Consider the following 18,955-nt stretch of genomic DNA (forward strand, 5'->3'; position numbering starts at 1 on the left):
ACCAGGAATAGGCGAGGAGTACACCAAGGAGCACACCATGGTCACGTTCATCCACACCTCCGATTTCCAGATCGGCATGACGCGCAAGTTTTTGAGCGCCGAGGCGCAGTCGCGGTTCAGTGACGCGCGGCTCCGGGCCGTCGAAAAGCTCGGTGAGCTCGCGACCGAGCACGGTGCGGAGTTCATTGTGGTCGCCGGCGATGTCTTCGAGCACAACTCGCTGTCGAAGGAAACGCTCGGCCGCGCGCTGGAGACGCTGCGCAAACTCCCGGTGCCGGTCTACCTGCTGCCGGGCAACCATGACCCGCTGGTCGCCGACTCGATTTTCGCCCGCACCAAGGACATCGACAACGTCACGGTGCTCGACTGCGCGGGGCCGTTCACGGTGCGCGAAGGCGTCGAGATCGTCGCCGCCCCGCTGGTGACCAAGCACGCTAACGAGGACCTCTGCGCGCGGGCCATCCGCGACCTCGGGCCCACCGAGAACGTCCGGATCCTGGTTGGCCACGGCCAGGTCGAAGGCTACGGCGACGAGGACACCGAAGCACTCATCGACTTGGGCAAGCTGGAGCGTGCGCTTATCGACGGCACCTTGGACTACGTCGCCCTCGGCGACACGCACTCCACCCAAGCGCTTGGCTCGAGCGAGCGGGTCTGGTTCTCGGGTTCCCCGGAAACCACCGATTACTTCGACCGATCTCCCGGGGCTAAAGGGGGAGAGGTGGATTCGGGCAATGCGTTGGTCGTGAGCGTCGATAAGCAAAAGCTTGTTTCGACCGTACAGGTGGAGCGAGTGCCGACGGGGGCGTGGACCTTTGAAGCCCTGAGCTGGGATGTGGCTGATGAGGCGGATGTGGACCGGTTGGTGGAGGAGCTGAAGGCGTACCGGGATAAGGACCGGACGGTGATTAAGTACGCGATTGCCGGCACGCTGGGGTTGGAGGCGACGCAGAAGCTCGAGCGCGAGCTGGCTGAGCTGGAGCCGGTGTTCGCGGCGCTGTACCCGCACGAGCGGCTGACCAGCCTGCACTTGGCGCCGAATGATGCGGAGCTGGAGCAGCTGCCGCTAGCGGGTTATGCGCGCGACGCGATGCATGAACTGGTGGCGCAGGCAGCGAGCAACGGCGATGCGGCGGGCGATCCGACGGCGCGTGATGCGGTGAACTTGCTGTTCCGGCTGTCGAAGGAGGCGGAGTAGGCGATGCGGATTCATTCGGTGGTGATTGACAACTTCCGCGCAATCGAGCACCTGGAGATGGATGATCTGCCCGAGACGGGCGTGATCATCATCGAGGGCAACAATGAGGCGGGCAAGTCCACGATCCTCGACGCGATCACTCTGGTGTTGCGGTGGCCGGCGAAGAGTAAGCGCCAGGAGGTCAAGGCGTGCGCGCCGGCTGGTCGCGACGAGGGTCCGGAGGTCGCGCTGACGGCGACGGTGGGGCAGACGACGTTTCGGATTCGGAAGCGGTGGTTGAAAAAGCCTGTGTCCGAGTTGTCCGTGACTGCGCCGACGCGCGCGCAGTACACCGGCGAGGAAGCGGAGGCGCAGCTTGAGGCGATCTTGAGCGCGAACCTCGACCGGGAGCTTGCGGAGCTGCTGTTCTTGCGCCAGGGCGAACTTGAGGCGGGCGCGCAGGCGGCTGGTGTGAGCTCGATTTCGACGGCGCTGCAGGCGGCGTCTGGCTCTGAGGCGGTAGGCGAGGAAGACACCGAACTCATGGCCGCGGTGGAGAAGGAGTACAGGCGCTACTTCCAGCCGAAGACCGGCAAACCGAAGGCGGATTACCAGGCGTTGTTCGCCGCGGTGGAGGCTGCGCGCGAGGCCGCCGAGGGTGCGAGGCAGCAGGTCGGCGCGTTGGCTGGGTACGTCGACGAGCATGCCCGCAGGCAGGAGGAGATCCGCCGGGTGGATGCCGAGCTGCCGGGAGCGGAGGAAGAGGCCGTAGAGCTCGCCCGGGCGGCGGGTGAGGCCGCGCAGTTGCGGGACAAGGCGCAGCAGGCGGGCCAGCAGCTCGCGCAGGCGCGGGTGAACTTCGAGCGGGCGGAAAACGACCTTGAAGCGCGGGAGGCGCTGGTGGCGCGGGTTTCGGCCACCGAGGCCGAGGCGGAATCGCTGCGCGCCGATGCCGAGCAGGCGCGGGAGGCCCGCGATGCTGAGCAGGCGAGGGTTGCACAGCTCACCGAAGAGCGCGACGCCGCGAAACAGACGTTGGACAACGCGCGCGAGCGTGCCAAAGCAGCCGCGAAGGCGCTGGAGCTGATCCGCGCACGCCGCCACCTGCGCGAGCGTGATGAGCTGCTTGCCCGCGTCGAGGAGGCTGACGCGGCATACACCGCGCTGGTGGAATCCGTCCCGTCGCGTGTGGTTACGGACAGCGACATCAACGCCCTCGACGCAGCCGAGAGCGAGTTGAAGCTCCAGCGCACGCTGCGCGACACCGCCGCCGCCAAGCTGGACATCTCCGCCGATCGCGCGACGATCACTGTCGACGGCTCGCCGCTGGACATCAACGGCACCACCGCGGTCAACGTCTTCGAAGGCACCGAACTCCAACTCGGTGACTTTCACGTGGTTTACCGCGCGGCTCGGGGCACGACCGACTCCCACGAGGCGGTGGAGAGAGCGGAACGCGCGCTCCAGGAGTTGCTCGAGGCGGTGGGCTGCGGCACGGTCGCCGAGGCGCGCGCCACCCGCGACGCTCACAGGGACCACGCGGCGGAACTCGCCGCTGCCACGAGGCGTCGTGAAGACCTGCTCTCCGGCAGCGACCTCGCAACTCTGCGCGCCGAGCGCACCGCGTTGGCTCAGCGAGTCGAGCAGCTCACCGCGCACACTTCAACAGAGCTCTCGCTTGACGACGAATCCGTGGCTGCCCTAGCCGCCGCCGACGGCGACACCGCGGTGTCGCAGGCTGAAGCCGCGGCCGATGCTGCCGAGGCGAAGCTCAAGCCGTTTGCGGAGCGCCCTGCCCACGCGGCGCTGGTCGCGCTGGAAACGAAGGCGGAGGCCAAGGAACACGAGCTCGAAGCGGTGCGCGCTGAACGCGCTGCCGTCGAGGAGAAGCAGTCCACTGAGGAGCTGGCCCAGGCGCTCGAGGCGGCTCGCGCAGCGGTGGAGGAGGCAAAGGTAGTTGCCGACAGCCTCGCTGCCGATGCGGCGGCCGCGAATCCCGACATTGCCGAGCAGCTTGCGCGAGGTGCGGAGAACCGAGTGGCGACGTTGCAGGACCGTCGCGCGCAAGCGCAGAACCGTCTGATCGAGCTTGGCGGGCGCATCGAGATGGCCGAGGGTGCAGCGGAGCGGTTAGACCGCGCCGAGGCCGAGTTGGAGAAGGCGGAAAGCGATCTCGAACGCGCCACCCGCCGCGCAGATGCCGCACGCCTGCTACGGGAGACGATGGTGGCTCACCGTGACGCGGCGCGTGCGCGCTACACCGCGCCGTTCAACGATGCGGTGCGCAAGCATGCCAGCGTGATTTTCGGGCCTACTGTGGATTTCAACTTCGGTGATCAGCTCGAGGTCACTGCTCGCACCGTCGATGGGGTGACGGTGCCGCTCACGGACCTATCGGGTGGTACCAAGGAGCAGCTCGCGTTGCTGACGCGTTTCGCGATCGCGGATCTGGTGACCGGAAGCGGTGAAACCGCGCCCGTTCCAGTGGTGGTCGATGATGCGCTCGGCGCCACCGACCCCGACCGTCTGGGGCTGATGAACGTGCTCTTCGAGCAAGTGGGGCAGAAGGCACAGGTGCTGGTGCTCACCTGTTTTCCACAGCGCTTCGACCGTGTTAACGCCGCAAAGCGGCTAAGCATGGACGAATTGAAGCTCCGCAACGCGGGGAGTGCTTAAGCCCGTATTGCGGAACCGTTGATTTCGATGTCGATCTCGTTCGAAATCATGACACCGCCGGTCTTAATCGGCATGTTGAAGTCGATGCCGTAGGCCGCGCGGTCGATGGTGGTGGTTGCCTGGAAACCCAAGCGGACCGCACCGTACGCGTCCTCTTCGATGCCGAAGGTTTCTACTTCGAAGGTGACTGGCTGGGTCGTGCCCTTCAGCGTGAGCTCGCCGTCGACGGTGCCGGTGCCGTGCTCATCGACGTTGAATGCGGTGGAAGCGAAAGTCGCCTCGGGGTAGTTCTCGGTGTCGAAGAAGTCGGCATTTCGCACGTGTGCGTCGCGCTCGGAGTGCAGCGTATTGAGCGAAGCCATTTTGATTGCGGCCTGCGCGCGGGAGTTCTCGGGGTGTTCCTGGTCGAACTCGATCGTGGCGCTGTAGTCGGTGAACTTGCCGCGGAACTTGTTCACCATTGCGTAGCGAAGGACGAAATCGACGCTTGAGAATGTGGGGTCGAGGTTCCAGGTGCCGGAGAGCTGAGACATATTCGGATTCCTTAATTTTGTGGGGTCATTTTGTGGGGTCATTTTGTGGAGTCGCGGGTGTTAAAGAGGCAGGACTTCTGCCGCCTGCAGATGGTAACGGGGCCTTTGCGCTGACGCTGGCCCAGCAGTAGCGCTCGTCTTATCCCGCTGCGCTATCCCCGGTCCGGATTGCCGAGCCTTCAATTTCCACCTTGATCTCGTTGGAGATGAGCACACCGCCGGTTTCAATGGGCGCATCGAAATCCAGGCCGAAAGCGTGACGGTTAAACGTCGTTGCGGCTTCAAATCCCAAACGGGTGTTGCCCATCGGGTCGGGTTGAATGCCAAAGGTTGCCACGATGAGGATGATGGGCTTGGTGATGCCTTTGATGGTCATGTCGCCCTCAACAGTGCCGTTGCCCTTCTCATCGACGTGGAACATCGTTGAGACGAAGCTTGCCTCGGGGTACCTGTCGGCCTCGAAAAAGTCGTTTTTGCGCAGGTGGGTGTCGCGGTCTGCGTTACCCGTGTTAACCGAGGCGATTTGGATCAACGCATCGACGGAGGATGTTTCGGGTGCGTCCTGGTTGATATGCAGGGTTGCGTTGAAATCTTGGAACGATCCGCGGATCCTGGTCACCATCGCGTGCCGAGCGATGAAGTTAACGCTGGAATGGGTTGGGTCAAGGGTCCATGTACCGGACAGTTCGGTCATCGCGTGCCTCTAATCGTTGGAGTCAAGTATTGGGTGGAACCTGATAAAGGTATCTGAAAACGCAAAGCTTTACGACACCTTTGGGCCAAGTGTCGCCCTCGAAGCCCCAAGAGGGGGCGAAGTAGCGCAGCTCAAGTCGGCGTAGGTCAACTTCGGCCCGCGTAGGTCCCGCGTAGGTCTAGAAAGAATGCAACGTTTGCAAGATCTTGTTGGCACATGTCGTTTAATAGGGTTTTCGCTACCCATTACAAACCTTTGATGAGTCCGCCAAGTAGGCTGCGTCTTATGAGTTCGCCGACCCGATGGTTAAACGACGATGAACAGCACCTGTGGAGGCTGTTGCTGTCATCGCAGTGGAAGCTGTCACGCGCTATCGAAGAGTCGGTGCAGCAGACTTCGAACCTGTCGTATTCGGAGTTCGGGGTTCTGGTCGAGCTTTCGGAGGCGGAAAACCGCACGCTTCGGCTGCGCGATCTGTGCATGCATCTTGAATGGGATCGCTCCAGGGCTTCGCACCAAGTAACGCGCATGGAAAAACGCGGGCTGGTTACCAAAGAGCCGAGCCCGGGAGACGGCCGCGGCGTCCTGGTTACCCTTACCGATGAAGGATTTAGCCGCCTCGAAGCGGCGGTGCCAGAGCACGTCGAGGTAGTGCGGCGCATGGTGTTCGACCATATGAAGCCGTCCAGCGCGCCAGTGCTTGAAGAGTTCTTCTCCGGCATCATCGCCGTGCGCGAGGCATCTGCTCAGTCTGAGGTGGCTGACGCGGACGGCGATTAAGTGGAGCGAGATCAGGGTAAAACTCAGGGCAATCCCCGTTGCCGGGGGTCGCAGGCGCGAGTTCAATTGGGAGCTAGCAACAACTTCTCCGTTGAAAGGACCCGAAGATGACTTCTCCGTACATCAACTCCCCGTACATGGACCCTCAGGAGCCGAAGCGCCTTACCCGTTCTGTCACCCACAAGATGATCGGCGGCGTGTGCGCCGGCCTGGCCGAGTACCTCAACGTTGATCCGACGCTGGTCCGCCTGGTCTTCGTCTTCCTGTTCCTCGCAGGCATCTTCCCGGGCGTGCTCGCCTACATCATCTCGTGGATGGTGATCCCGCCGGAGTTTTAATCTCGTCGCCAAAAACGCCCTCCCACACACTGTGTGAGAGGGCGATTTTGCGCGCGCTTTACTGGTCGAAGTATCCGGGCTGGTCGACCGGGCCAAGTTCGCCGGTGCGCAGGTAGTTGACCACCTGGATGTCAACTGCATCGTTGCCGAACGCGACGTGGCCGTGGCCCGGGCCGTGGACGGTGACCAGGTGCGAGTTCATTGCGTTGGCAATGGTGTGGCGGCCCGCGTAGACGGTCTGTGGGTCACCGGTGCCGTTGAACTGCAGCGGACGGGTCTGCAGCTGGGAACCGTCCATCGGTGCCACACCCGCGACCGGGCCTGCGCCGGAGCAGTATGTGCCGGATGCGATGAAGGAGTACGGCAGGGTGAACAGGTTGCCGGTGGCCTGCGACCAGAACAGCTCCGGAAGCAGGGTATACACCGGCGGGGTCACGTTCTCGTTGCACAGCTGAGCACGCTGCAGGAGCTCAATACCCTGCATCTGCGCCTGTGCTTCCTCGATCTCCGCCGGGGTGAGCTCCCTGTCGCCATTCAGATCCTCGGGGGAGACAGTACCGTTGGTCAGACCCGCGATGACACCCCACATCTCCGGACGGGGCAGCATGCCAATGGTGTTCTGCAGAAGCGGCGAGTTGATCTGGTTTGAACCCGGGTTCAGGGTGCGGGAGATGATGCCCTCGCCCTCAACACGCGCCTTGCCGGTTGCGGTCATTGCATCCGCACCAGCCTGGCCGGTGAACTCCAGTCCCGGAGGCAGGTCGCCGATGCGCGCCGGCGGGGGAGTCACCGTCGGGTTAGTGCCAGCTTCCGCAGCGACCGCGTTGTACCAGTGCTGGTACGCCTTCAGCGGGGTATCACCCATGCCGAAGGTTGCTTCGTTCGCCGCGACCCACGCAAAGTAGTCGTGCAATGCGCGCTCGAAACCGCCGATCTGATCGGCGAGGAGCTGCTGCCACTGAGTGTTTGGATCAGCTGCAGAGTCCAGCACGACGCGGTCGGTGTGCTGCGGGTACATGGTGGCGTACGCGGAGCCGAGGATCGTGCCGTAGGACAGGCCGATGATGGAGATGCGCTCCTGGCCAAGGGCTTGGCGCACCATCTCCCAGTCGCGGGCGTGGTTCTCGGTGGTGATGGTTTCCGGATAGCCCGGCTTGTCGCCCTGGCAGATGGAGCGCATGAAACCGCCGTGCGAGAGGTTGGCATCAATCTGGAACTTCGCCACATCAATCGGGTTCTGCGGGGTCTCCACCTCGCACTCAAGCGGAGTGGAGTGCGGCAGGCCGCGCGACTGCACGGTCACAAGGTCCCACTCGTTGGTGATCTCTTCCGGCCACTCGAGGGCGGTGCCGAAGTACATGTAGGTGTCGCCACCAGGACCGCCCGGGTTGCCAAAGATGGTGCCGCGGCGCGCCGCCGGGTTTGCCGCCGAGCGCTTCAGGAAACCGACGGAAATCTTCTGCCCGTCCGGGTCGTCGTAACGCATCGGTACCTCGATGCGGCCGCACTGAGTGTTCGGCGCGCTGACGTGCACCGGGCATTGCTCCCAGGTGATCTCCGGCGCTTGCTGGGCGTTCGCCGTCGGGGTGGTCAGGGCAGCCGCCGCGATCGCGATGCCCGCGGCGGTTGCGCTCACCGTCTTTCGGATCGACTTTGCCGGTTTAACCTGGGACATCGAGCAACACCTCTTCAGCTAACGGTACGAATTCTTAAGCTCCGCATACATAATAGCTGTGCGCGCGCACTTGTTGCGGTGAGAGCAAGAGCTTTTGCTTATCGACGCCCCTGCTAACATCCTTCCGCTGATGAACGTTTCGGCATTTCGCCCTGTGCTGTTCGTGTTGATCGGCTCGCTGGGCATCCAATCTTCGGCCGTGATTTCCTCGACGCTGTTCGCGGAGCTCGGCACCGTCGCTGTCTCCACCTTCCGCCTCGCGGTTGCGGCGCTGCTGCTCTTTGCCGTCTTCCGGCCCTCGCTGCGTGTCATGACCCGCGAGCGCTGGATCAACGCCGCCGTCTACGGCATTGCCATGGCGGCGATGAACCAGTTCTTCTTCGCGGCCGTCGAGCGCCTCCCGCTCGGCGTCGCGGTCACGCTCGACTTCCTCGGTCCCTGCCTGGTCTCGTTCTTCGGCATCAAACACTGGCGCGGGCGCATCTGGGCGCTGGTCGGATTCGCCGGCGTCATGCTCATTGCCGGACCATCATCGGGCCTCGACCCCGTCGGCATCATGTTCGGCCTCCTCGCCGGCACGTTCTTCGCCACCTACACCGTCTTCGCCGAGCGCGTCGGCAAGGCAGAAGGTGGCTTGGGCGACCTCGTGATCTCCGTCGGTGTCGCCGCCATTGTCACCATGCCGCTCGCCGCGCCGAAACTGACCCACATCACCCTGAACGCCTGGCTCGTGCTCACCCTCGCAGCGGTCGTGGGTGTGGTGATCCCGTACATTGCGGACACCCTGGCGGCCAAGTATTCCTCCGCGCAGGTCGTCGGCACGCTCTTTGCCCTTGACCCGGTGGTCGGCTCGCTGCTGGGTTGGCTTTTTGCGGGCGATGCGCTCACCGCTCGCATGGTTGCGGGCATCGCCATGGTGACCATCGCCGGCGCAGTGATCACCTGGAGCTCTGCAAGAGAGTAGAACGGTGGCATGAAAATTCTCGCTCTTTCAACCAGCGCCCACCGTTACCAATCCTCGGGTTTGCGCACCGGCATGTGGCTCGGTGAGTTCACCCACTTCTACGACGTGCTCACCGAAGCCGGCCACGAGGTTGAACTCGCAAGCGTCGCCGGTGGCACCATCCCGATCGACCCGGTCAGCCTCAAAACCCCCGTCATCCAGATGGGTGGCACCAACAAGCGTTACGAGGACCCGGAATTCATGTCGCTGCTGGACGACACTCCGTCGATAAGCGATGTGGACCTTGATTCCTACGCCGGCATCTACCTGATCGGCGGCCATGGCACGATGTTCGACTTCACCACCGAGCCCGTGAAAGCGGCCGTCGCGCACTTCGCCGATGCGGGCAAGATCGTCTCCGGTGTGTGCCACGGGCCGGTCGGTTTGCTCGAGGTCACCCTCGCAGATGGCACATCGCTTCTCGACGGCCGACGTGTCACCGGCTACTCGTGGTCCGAGGAGAAACTGGCTCGGCGCGCCGATGAGGTTCCGTTCAGCCTGGAGGAAAAGCTCAGCGCGGAGGCGGGGGAGTACACGACCGCCGCGGTGCCGATGACGAAGCACGTGGTTGTGGACGGCAACCTGGTCACCGGCCAGAACCCGACCAGCGCGACCGGTGTGGGCGAGGCGGTGCTCGAGCTGCTTGGCTGATATCTACGTGCCGCCGGCGTAGTCAGTTGACCCCGCGCGGCGGCACCTTCTCGCGCAGAAACGCGACCTGTTCCTCGATGATGCGGCTGAACAGGGGCTGCACATAGGGGTCGAAGTGTCCTCCCTCATGCACGTGCACGGTAGCGTCGGGGACTTTCGCCGCGACCCTCAGGGCCACATCCGTGGGGGTGACGGCATCGTTCGACATGATGTGGAACAGCACCGGGCAGGAGATATTCGCGGCTTTTCGGCCGGGGGAGTAGAAGCCGACCCACGCAAGGATCCGGGCGGCGACAGTCTCCGGATATTCGCCGTGCTCCAGACCCGACGTTTCGAGCATCTTGTCTAGCCCCTCCATCGACCCGGACGCTGTCATGACGGCGGTATCGCCCGGGTAGCCGACGGAGTCGATGTAGCGCGGTGGCCGTCGCGTGAAGGAGCGGATGAGATCACTCGCGGCCCGTGGCGCCACTCTGAGCGCAGTGCGGAGCGAACGAAGTACCCCACGCAATGATCCGGTCCGGGTTAGTCCCGTCAAGCGAGCGTGCGTAAGCCAGCGCGCGGCGCCAATCGTCGAGTTGCTTAGCGGTGTCCAACAGCTGGCGCGGCTCGCCTTTGCTTTCCCCGAAGTGCCGGTAGTCGAAAACCACAACCGCATAGCCATTGCGGGCGAATTCTTCGGCGTACACGTAGAGGGCAACCGCTCGCGGGGTGCCGAAGCCGTGGGCCATGACGACTGCGGGAATCTCACCCGGCGCACCCTCGGGGCGGAATACTGTGGCGGCGCAGCGCAGCCCTTCGGACTCAAACCACTCGTCGCTGCGTGTGAAGCTGCCAGTCCCAGAACTTTCCATGTTGCCGTCCCAGAAACCCACACACTAAAAGTGCCGGTCGAATGAGTACCGATGGGCTTGACATTAGCAGCCTTAGGGGAGTGAAGCGGCACCAATAAAGCGGGAAATGCCTGGTCGGGGCTTTTGTGAAACTTTTTGGCCAGTTATATCAGGTCCACGGTTACACCCCAGTTACACCGGGTTTCGCCTCAGGTTACGCGACCTTAGTCGATTGGGCACCGTGAACAGGAGCCTCTTAGAACGCGGTGTCGGAAAATCCCGTGCCTGCTCGACAAGTTCGTCTAAACGCCTCGTCGTCGTCAAGCCATAACCGCATAGTGTCAACGACAACGCGACGATTATTCAGTTCCTTGATCTCAGCTGCCGAGGTCTCGGTTTCTACGAGAGTCTGGATCGCCCGGGGTCTTCGTCTTATAGCTATTGCAGTCCGCTCTGGTCGGCGACGATGCATGCGAAAACGCCATCGTCAACCCTTCCCGGTTCAAGACGACGACGTCATCGAGTTTCGGTCGTTCGGGTCTCTTCTTCGCGCCTGATAACGGACCTCGCCAACTATGCCAGGCTCGCGCACAACTTGGATCTCGAGCTGGCGACGCTGTTTCGCAACTTTGCCGGAATCTCTGCCACTTCCACTGTCTCCTGAGCAGCGCAAACGGCTACGTCACTACATCAGACTTGACGTGTTCAGCCCTCGCTGTATAGTTCAGTGCATGCTGACTATTGCTTCGCGTCTCGACGTGATGAACCGCCTGGGTCGTGCACTGGCCGACCCCACTCGATCCCGGATCATCTTGACTCTGCTCGACCATCCCGCTTACCCGGCAGAACTGGCTCGAGCTCTGGACCTGACACGCTCGAATGTGTCCAACCACCTGGCATGCCTGCGCGATTGTGGGATCGTCGTCTCCGAGCCCGAGGGTCGTCGGACACGATACGAGATCGCCGATCCGCACCTGGCGCAGGCACTGACGACACTGGTCGATGCCACCCTGGCAGTAGACGAAGACGCCCCGTGCATGGATCCCGCCTGCACGCTTCCCGGATGCGACGTAGCTGGGGAGGGCGCGTAATGCTCACCACGGTCTTGCAGGCGATAGGCCTGTTCGCAGCTACCAACATCGACGACATCATCGTGCTCTCCCTCTTCTTCGCGCGAGGGGCAGGCCAGAGCGGCACTACCGCCCGTATTTTGGCCGGCCAGTACCTCGGATTTGCCGGCATCCTCGTCGCCGCGATCCTTGTGACCATCGGCGCCGGAGCATTTCTGCCCCCGGCAGCCATTCCATACTTTGGTCTCATCCCTCTGGGCATCGGCCTCTGGGCCGCATGGGAGGCCTGGCGCGGAGACGATGACGACGATGACGACGAGGCCAAGGTTGCCGGCAAGAAGGTCGGCGTAGGGACAGTCGCAGGCGTCACTTTTGCCAATGGCGGCGACAACATCGGTGTCTACACCCCTGTCTTCCTCAGCGTGGAACCTCTCGCAGTAGTCGCCTACTGCGTTATCTTCCTCGCGCTCGTTGCGGTCTTGGTGGCCCTGGCAAAGTTCGTCGCCACCCGCCCCCCGATCGCGGAAGTGCTCGAACGCTTTGAGAACATCCTCTTTCCCATCGTTCTCATCGGCCTCGGCATCGTGATCCTCGTCAGCGGCGGAGCCTTCGGGCTCTGACGTAGCGGCAGTGTTCCAAACGGCCCCGACCGGGCGCACCCCTCTCGGTTCAGGCCCCAACAACTACCCGCAGCCAGTCCTGCGTGATCGCAGCAACAAGACCGCCATGGAGCGCTGCAAAAACCGCGCCACCAGTTGAACGAAGCCACAGCCTCTGAGTGCACGCGCGCATACTGGTTCGCCACGGGTTTAGTGGAGGGTGGGAATTTGGAAAAGTAACCCTACATACGCCCTCGAAGTACACCCCTGAGTTGAAGCAGCGCGCCATCGAAACTGGTGCAGCACGGGCAAGCTGACCCTCACACGTCTCGCGGTGCGATATCCTGCATCGCCGGCGCGTTCGGAACGAGTACGGAAACTCTTCCGCGGCTGGGTCCGCGCTCATAAACAATCCGGCGCGACAACCCGAGCGGGAACGGCGTTTTAGAAGAGAAAAATGACCCCTCCGAACGAGCGGAGCGGGTCATTTTTACGTTCTCGGCCAGTTTTCTTTGGCCGGCGGGAGGTTTCGTGAATAACTTTAAGAGGTTTGCTGAAAGCCCCATTTACAACGGGGTATTCAGTAAACTCCCCAACCTCTAGACTCGCCGCCACTTACACGGCGGCTTACACGTCTTCCGCCGCTTCCTTACACACTCCGCAACGACCCCCGACCCGGAAACCGAAGCGGAACCCCATCTCGGAACCCCGCACCGAGGAAGTCTCCTTCTTTGAACAACGACTACCGCGTCTTGCAGACTCGTCACGCTTACCGTTTCGACCCTCGTCCCGAACGCCCCGAAACGTACCTCGCATCGGAGATCCGAGCCGAACTCCGCAGCGAGCTCCGAACCGCCCCTCGCCACGCCCACCGTCCCGAAAGCCCCGAAACGCACCTCGCTACGGAAACCCCAAAGCGGACCTCGTACCGGAAGCCTCGGGGCGAGACCCGAACCGCCAAGCGCCACGTCCTGCGTCACGCTTACCGCCTCGAACACTCGCAGCGCCTACCGACTCCCGCCTCGGTGCCTGCCTCGTTTTCCGTCCCGAGTGGACGAGTCGAAACGGTGTGCGCCACGGCCGCCACCCCGGGGTGCGCCTCGGTGCCTGGTGGGGCTCGCTTCGAAGGCCCGTTGCGATATTCGACCCGGGTGCCGGGGCGGGTACTAATGTCGCTTCGGGGTGCGACACGTTAGCCGGAGCGGTTGTCGACGCGGGGCGGGGTACGGAGCGGGGACGTTGAACGTGCTGCGTGACCGTTGCATGTGAGCCAGAACCGCCGAAACCGCTTCGTACAATGACACCTATGTTCACCGCCTTGCACTCCGCCCTTGGAATAGCGCCCACCGACGAATTCACAAATGAGATGCTCGACCGGCTGGTCGAGGAGCGCATTGCGGAGCGGCAAGACCTCGACTTCAAAGAGAAGATCGACAGCAAGCCGACTCGGCCTGAGAGCGACGTGAAGAAGGACCTGTGCGCTATGGCGAACAGCGGCGGCGGGGTCATTGTCTACGGCGTGGGTGAGCTGCCCGACATGAAAGACCACGCCGGCAAAAGGGTCAGCGCCGGCGACTATTCCCCCGGCTTGGAGCAGTCCTACCGCTCTGTTGCCACCGCCTACATTTCACCGCCATTACGGGGCGTGGAGCTCCACCGGGTCGAGCACCCCGAACACGAAGCAGTCGTCGTCGTGGTGCCGGCGAGTCAGCAAGTGCCGCATATGTACTTCACCGAAAAGAAAAACGCCACGGTGCTCGCTGCTCCGACGCGTAACGGGAGTCACTCAGAGTGGTTGAGTGAGCCTGAGATTGCGAACCTGTACAGGCTGCGGTTTCAACGGGAAGAAGCCTCGTCCCGTGAAGTAGACGAGGTGTATAGCAAGGTGGCCGCGAAGCGGTCTAGTGACGGCTTTTGGGGTGTCGGTGTTGCGGTGCCGACGTACCCGGCAAGAAAGGACGACGTTACTGAGCGTGACGCGATTATGGCAAGGTTTGCCGCTTATGGCGACCCGCTGCGCCTGGAATACAACGGGGCGGTGTCTCCGGCGACTGCCTCGAATTACCGCAGGGGTTTGAAGTGTTGGACGTTTTCGGGAAAGCAGTACGACACGCAAGAATTGCTCGCGTATGTCGAGCTGCACGAAAACGGGGTTGTCACCGTCCTGTCGCGGCTGGACAGGGAGACGTTCTCGACGGGGGACCAGTAGTGCCCACGCATGCGTTTGCGTGCTTGGTGGGTGACCTCTTGGCACTCATTCGCCACTACGGAGGTGTCACCGGCAACACCGACTACACCGTGCGTTGCAACGTCGAGTGGGACCAAGACAAGCCGCTGGTGTTGTGGCAGCCGAAAGATCCGAGGTACTTCTCTGAAGACCCACTGCCGTTAGAGTCCTTTAGCCCGGTGGAGGCGGAGGTAAGTGTTACCGCGAACGCTCCGCTCATTGACACCGCGAGGTCGCTGGTGCGGGACTGCTTGAACCAGGCAGGAGTTGAGCAGCTTCCGGTGTGGAGAAAGCAGTAAAGCTTAAACGCCTGTCCGTGTCAGGCTACTAGAACTGCGGGTTCTTCTTCCGCTGGTAGGCGGCAGTGTCCACCGTTTCGAGCACCGAGCCGTCTGCCGTCACGACGCGCAATTCGGTGACCATTTCGCGTAGGTAGACGGACTGCTTATTCGTCCAGCCGAGCTCCGTGGCGTAGAAGTCGCCGAGCGAGTCGGAGTAGCCCTCGTTCAGTGAGTTCCAGGCGTTTAAGTCAACGAACTTCTCCGGCTCGATGGTCACCGTCAGGACGCCGTCGCTGTAGGCGACGCCGGTGACGACCTTGGCGCGGACAACGCCCGCTTCGGCACGCTCGTTCAGCCAGTCTCGAACAATGGTGTAGGGGGCGGGGAAAGACATTCTGTGCTCCTTGGTTGGGTTGTATCGGAAAGGGGCAACACCGAGGGTAGCGACGGGCCCGACGCGGGTACGGAAGTATCGACTACACGTTCTAATCGCTGGCGGTCACTGACAGGGTCGGTCTGCCGAAACCCGCCCCGGTGAGCGAGACGCTTACCGGGGCGGGTTTCTCTCTGCATTTCTACACGGGGTAGACCGTACGAATTGTCCTACTCAACTGCGCCGGCACACCCTCGTCTCGGAACGCCTGGGTTATACGACGAGCCGAGCTCGAACTAAGCGTTCCGGTGGATGGAAAGACCGTCACCGTAGTCAGAGTCGCATAAGGACTTTCCGCACCTGCTGGATGAGCAGAAGGAGCGCTTGGCGGGGAGAAAACCGTTTCGGACGGGATGCGTGTACTGGGAAATCAAACTTGCTTACAGACCCTCCTGCAAGATGACTAGCTGGGTTGAAGCTCACTTGCGCAGTGAGCCAATCAAGTGGGTCAACAGTGGACGGCGGGTTGTCTATGGCAAGTGGAACAAATGGAGGAATTGAGTTGAAGGAATCGGCAATTCCTTGAACTTCTTCTTCAGAAAGATCACGACCCAATCTTTGTTTTTCCTGAATGACGTGTTCCAAAAACCACTTGTCTCTGAATAACGGTGCTGCCCACATGAGCTGGCGTTTCGGCTCGTAGATTGGTGACCGTGTGCCACGAGAGATGCTCTCTTGGGACGCCGGGCGGTAGGGAGGGGCGTAGTATCCCACCAAACACCCGATGAAACCGTCTTCGATTATCGTAAAGAATGCGCTGGGTTCATTGGTGTTTTCGAGTAACTCTCCACTTCCTTGGCTCGTCCTGCTGGCGAAAGGGTCGGAAAGAACGCCGTCACTTGTCACCTCGTCGGGTCCGTAGTCTCGGTACATGATGACACCGAGCGGAGATTCTGCGTCTAAATCATCGAGGAATGTAACTAACTGTTTTGGCACGTCTGCACCACTGTCAACGATTCGGCAGCACATGTTTTTGACGTAATAACGCGCAAGGTGTCGGTTGTCGTAGTTCGTCTCTGCGAAAACTTCAGACCAGTCTATGTGCGTGACAGTTCGAAGCCGTTCACGGTTGGCCTTAGTCCAGCCCACAAAATGGTCGTAGGCTGCGTCGAACGGTTGCGACCTCGTTGAGTTGCAACGCTGGCACAGTGTCTTCCCGAACTTCACTGCCTGCGCGTCTGTACTTCGGAGAGTAGTTGGTCGAAACCCTGCGGCGAAGTACGTCAAGGGCCCTCCGCTGGAAGTTTCCGCTTCCAAACGTGAACGTTTAATTCGGTGCTCGCGTGATGAAGCGGGGTTAATACCGCACCACCAACAAATCTTTACATCTAGCCCGCCCAATAGCTTCCCTTCCCTGGCCGCCACAAGAAGGCGCATCGCCACGCCTCTGCTTCATCGTTTACATCGTTTACTAGAGTCTCGGCATCCGCTCCGTCACCGATCCGGCAAGCAGATCGGCCCACGAATCGGAAGAAGCAATGTCGTCCTCGTAAGCAATGAGGTAGCCCCAGGTCTGGTCCTCGTACTCCGGCATACCGACGAGCTGGCGCACCACGCGCTCGGCGGCCGCACGCTTGGCCTGGACGCGCTCGTCGTCGCGGCCGCGGTTCTCCTTGGCTTCGACAATCCAGTGGGTGCCGTCTTTGTCGTAAACCACGAAGTCTGGGACGTACGAGTTGTGCGGAGTGTAGGCCACCCGAGCGCCCTCGTGGGCGTAGATCCGCTTCCACCACACCACGTTCGGGTCGAGGTCGAGTATTGCTGCGAGGCGGTACTCGCCGGTAAACGAGTCGAAGCGCGCGGCCTCAAAAAGCCCCTTTTTCCAGGTGCCGTAGTACTCCGCGGTGCTAAAGCCTGCCTTACCCGCGCGCTTTTCCTGCCGGTCGAGCAGGTCGAGGATCTTCTTGTCGAGATCCAGAGAAAACGAGTCGTTAATCGGCAGGGTAACCGGGTGGATCGACACGGTCGTCCCGGTCTGCGCGTTCGCTTTCCTGGACTCTTCAATAACGAGTTCTCGCAAGTGTCGAGCCGCGGACTCCTTGGCCTTCTCCGTCCACTGCTCGATCTTCGTCGCTTCCATAAACGTTGGCACGATGCGGCGTTTGAGTTGACTGTTGTTTTCTACCGTCGCGGCAACCGCACCGGAACCCATGACGCGGCGGATGAGCTCCGCGGCGACTTGGGAAGGAGTCTGTTTGAAACTCGGTACAGCGAAGCGCTCGTCGTTGTCGAGTTCGATTTTGTTGCCCTCGTCTGCCACGCCGATCTTCGTGCGAGCCAAGTACTCGTCAGTGTCGGTGACCTTGTCTGCTCGCTCGACAATGACGGAGTTCGGAATGTCGACCAGCTCGAACTGTTTCTTCGTCTTCTTCATAGCCGAAGACGGGAAGTCGAACGTGGTACCAGCGAACTTCTCGTTGACGTGGACAACGACCGGCGTAAATATCTCAACGCCCTTCGCAACGTCGTCTTCGTCGGTGAGCGCTCGTGTGCCGACGGTGCGGTCAACTGCTGGGGTGTCAGGACCGTCACCAGAGGCGCGAGAGTCCTCGCCGGGTTGCACCGTGGTGCCAGTCTCTCCGGTGTCGCCCGTAACACCGGTGCCGTCCCCAGTACCAGTGCCAACCCGCGGCGGGTTGGTCGTGCCAGGCGGGGTGATGATCTTCTTGTTGTCGCCTTCTCGCACCGCGTTCTCGATGCCGAACTGCTTGAGCACGTTCTCACTTTCGAGCAGCTTGACGAAGGACTCGTGCGACAAAATGTCTAATTCGTCAATGGCAGGCACCTTAGTCAACGCCCCGAACGGCAGGCGAAGGCCTCGGCCCATGACCTGCTGGGTGAGCACCTCAGAGCCCATTGTGCGCAGCGTACACATCACGGCAATGCGCTTGGTGTCCCAACCTTCGCGCAGCTTGTTGACCGAAACGATCACCCGAACCGGGGAGTTGTCCGTGTCGAGATAACGCAAGAACGACTGGGTGGTGTTGTCGTTGTGCTCGTTGTCCACCTGAAGCACCGCAAGCGGGTCTCCAACGAAGCCTGGTCCGCGTAGGCGCTCGGCGATCTTGGTGGCATGCGACACATCAGAGCAGACTACGAACAGCAGCGGTTTGGTCTGCTTACCGTTCGGGTGGGTTGCCCTGTAGTTCGCGTACGCCTCTTCCTTGATAGCCAAAAGTGACAAAGCGTCTTGGAGCTGGCGGTCCTCCGAGGCGTAACCCGACTCGCGGTAGACCAGCACCGGCTGCTTGACGTAACCGTCCTGGATAGCACGCCACAGCGGGTAGTGGTAGACAATGTCGTCGCCCCTGTCCGGCGAGGCCGTAAGCCCCACAGTCACGGCGGGTTTCAGCGAAGTCAGCGACTTGCGGAACGTCTTCGCGGTGGAGCCGAACAGGTGGGACTCGTCGGCGATAATGACCAAGTCTTCCGTGTCGATCAACCGTTGCGCCAGCGCGCCGGAGTCCTCCTGGAACTTCCATGTCTTGCGGCGCGCCGCTTCGTCTCCCGTTGCGACGTTCTTCCCGCCCTCCTTAGGCGGGAAAAGTTGCTGGACATTGAAAACGTACAGCGTAGAGGCACCTTCGCCCACAAACAGGTCGGACGTGACGTTATCGACTCGCAGGTTCGACACGTCACCCGGAGTCACAAGCCGGGGCGGAACGTCGAAGCCGCCAATGTAGCGGTGCGAGCCTTCGGTGAAGTCGAGAACGGTCTTGTCCTGCACGACCTTCGTCGGCGTGACCACCATGACGTTGGGGTGTCCCTGGCGACGCAGGTACTCGATAAACGCGGCCATGACGTAGGTCTTGCCAGCACCTGTTGCGAGGTTGAGCACCAGCGGTTCCAAAGCGTCGTAGTTGCCCTCCTCGATTCGTATCACCAAGTCGGCAAGCGCTTCGGCGTTCGGGTCGCGGAGGTCGAACTTGTTCGAGAGTTCTGCAACCAGGTTTTCATCAAAGGAGAGGTTCAATTTCTGTGACAT

18 protein-coding genes are annotated in these 18,955 nt (G+C 61.7%); 10 read left to right on the top strand and 8 right to left on the bottom strand.

Going from position 1 to position 18,955, the window contains the following annotated elements:
- The first annotated feature begins 37 nt into the window (after positions 1-37).
- Entirely contained in the window at positions 38-1,198 is a 1,161-nt protein-coding gene (locus CGLAU_RS05040) for a metallophosphoesterase family protein (RefSeq protein WP_095659742.1), read from the top strand.
- A gap of 3 nt (positions 1,199-1,201) precedes the next feature.
- The gene (locus tag CGLAU_RS05045; RefSeq protein ID WP_095659743.1) at positions 1,202-3,853 is read left to right on the top strand and encodes an AAA family ATPase; all 2,652 of its coding nucleotides are present in this window, start codon (positions 1,202-1,204) and stop codon (positions 3,851-3,853) included.
- Here the strand turns inward: CGLAU_RS05045 and CGLAU_RS05050 are convergent.
- Both CGLAU_RS05050 and CGLAU_RS05055 read right to left on the bottom strand, forming a co-directional pair.
- Entirely contained in the window at positions 3,850-4,386 is a 537-nt protein-coding gene (locus CGLAU_RS05050) for a YceI family protein (protein ID WP_095659744.1), read from the bottom strand. The two genes, CGLAU_RS05045 and CGLAU_RS05050, sit on opposite strands and share 4 nt — an antisense overlap.
- A gap of 139 nt (positions 4,387-4,525) precedes the next feature.
- Entirely contained in the window at positions 4,526-5,080 is a 555-nt protein-coding gene (locus tag CGLAU_RS05055; RefSeq protein ID WP_095659745.1) for a YceI family protein, read from the bottom strand.
- 285 nt (positions 5,081-5,365) lie between these two features.
- Between CGLAU_RS05055 and CGLAU_RS05060 the strand changes: the two genes are divergently transcribed.
- Both CGLAU_RS05060 and CGLAU_RS05065 read left to right on the top strand, forming a co-directional pair.
- Positions 5,366-5,860, top strand: coding sequence for a MarR family winged helix-turn-helix transcriptional regulator (locus CGLAU_RS05060; RefSeq protein ID WP_095659746.1), 495 nt, complete (start codon positions 5,366-5,368; stop codon positions 5,858-5,860).
- A 107-nt stretch (positions 5,861-5,967) separates the two neighbouring features.
- Complete coding sequence (locus tag CGLAU_RS05065) at positions 5,968-6,198, top strand: PspC domain-containing protein (protein ID WP_198305033.1); 231 nt, start codon at positions 5,968-5,970, stop codon at positions 6,196-6,198.
- Positions 6,199-6,256: 58 nt separating this feature from the next.
- Here the strand turns inward: CGLAU_RS05065 and CGLAU_RS05070 are convergent, their stop codons facing one another.
- Positions 6,257-7,873: an alpha/beta fold hydrolase gene (locus tag CGLAU_RS05070; protein WP_232507212.1), complete on the bottom strand. Its 1,617-nt coding sequence runs from the start codon at positions 7,871-7,873 to the stop codon at positions 6,257-6,259.
- A gap of 130 nt (positions 7,874-8,003) precedes the next feature.
- Here CGLAU_RS05070 and CGLAU_RS05075 point away from each other — a divergent pair, with 130 nt between their 5' ends.
- On the top strand, positions 8,004-8,837 hold the full coding sequence (locus CGLAU_RS05075; RefSeq protein ID WP_095661054.1) for an EamA family transporter: 834 nt from the start codon (positions 8,004-8,006) through the stop codon (positions 8,835-8,837).
- A gap of 9 nt (positions 8,838-8,846) precedes the next feature.
- Positions 8,847-9,527: a type 1 glutamine amidotransferase domain-containing protein gene (locus CGLAU_RS05080; protein WP_095659747.1), complete on the top strand. Its 681-nt coding sequence runs from the start codon at positions 8,847-8,849 to the stop codon at positions 9,525-9,527.
- 22 nt (positions 9,528-9,549) lie between these two features.
- On the opposite strand, the gene CGLAU_RS12505 is transcribed toward CGLAU_RS05080, so the two are convergent.
- Together CGLAU_RS12505 and CGLAU_RS12510 are read right to left on the bottom strand one after the other, a co-directional pair.
- Positions 9,550-9,999: an alpha/beta fold hydrolase gene (locus tag CGLAU_RS12505; protein WP_232507213.1), complete on the bottom strand. Its 450-nt coding sequence runs from the start codon at positions 9,997-9,999 to the stop codon at positions 9,550-9,552.
- A complete protein-coding gene (locus tag CGLAU_RS12510; RefSeq protein WP_232507214.1) occupies positions 9,977-10,381 on the bottom strand; it encodes an alpha/beta hydrolase in 405 nt (134 codons plus the stop codon). Before CGLAU_RS12510 ends, CGLAU_RS12505 begins: the two co-directional genes overlap by 23 nt.
- A 710-nt stretch (positions 10,382-11,091) precedes the next feature.
- Here CGLAU_RS12510 and cmtR point away from each other — a divergent pair.
- From cmtR to CGLAU_RS05105, 4 genes are all read left to right on the top strand, one after another.
- A complete protein-coding gene (cmtR, locus tag CGLAU_RS05090; protein WP_095661055.1) occupies positions 11,092-11,451 on the top strand; it encodes a Cd(II)/Pb(II)-sensing metalloregulatory transcriptional regulator CmtR in 360 nt (119 codons plus the stop codon).
- The gene (locus CGLAU_RS05095) at positions 11,451-12,050 is read left to right on the top strand and encodes a cadmium resistance transporter (RefSeq protein ID WP_198305034.1); all 600 of its coding nucleotides are present in this window, start codon (positions 11,451-11,453) and stop codon (positions 12,048-12,050) included. Before cmtR ends, CGLAU_RS05095 begins: the two co-directional genes overlap by 1 nt.
- A gap of 1,285 nt (positions 12,051-13,335) precedes the next feature.
- A complete protein-coding gene (locus CGLAU_RS05100; protein ID WP_157731270.1) occupies positions 13,336-14,238 on the top strand; it encodes an AlbA family DNA-binding domain-containing protein in 903 nt (300 codons plus the stop codon).
- Between the two features lie 38 nt (positions 14,239-14,276).
- The gene (locus CGLAU_RS05105) at positions 14,277-14,555 is read left to right on the top strand and encodes a hypothetical protein (RefSeq protein ID WP_157731271.1); all 279 of its coding nucleotides are present in this window, start codon (positions 14,277-14,279) and stop codon (positions 14,553-14,555) included.
- 28 nt (positions 14,556-14,583) lie between these two features.
- Here CGLAU_RS05105 and CGLAU_RS05110 read toward each other — a convergent pair whose 3' ends face one another.
- The 3 genes from CGLAU_RS05110 to CGLAU_RS05115 all read right to left on the bottom strand — a co-directional run bounded on the left by CGLAU_RS05110 (position 14,584) and on the right by CGLAU_RS05115 (position 18,955).
- Entirely contained in the window at positions 14,584-14,931 is a 348-nt protein-coding gene (locus CGLAU_RS05110; protein ID WP_095659751.1) for a proline racemase, read from the bottom strand.
- A 312-nt stretch (positions 14,932-15,243) separates the two neighbouring features.
- On the bottom strand, positions 15,244-16,137 hold the full coding sequence (locus CGLAU_RS12255) for a hypothetical protein (RefSeq protein WP_157731272.1): 894 nt from the start codon (positions 16,135-16,137) through the stop codon (positions 15,244-15,246).
- A 244-nt stretch (positions 16,138-16,381) separates the two neighbouring features.
- Entirely contained in the window at positions 16,382-18,955 is a 2,574-nt protein-coding gene (locus CGLAU_RS05115) for a DEAD/DEAH box helicase (protein WP_095659752.1), read from the bottom strand.

The organism is Corynebacterium glaucum, assembly GCF_002287505.1.
Classification (GTDB): Bacteria; Actinomycetota; Actinomycetes; order Mycobacteriales; family Mycobacteriaceae; genus Corynebacterium; species Corynebacterium glaucum.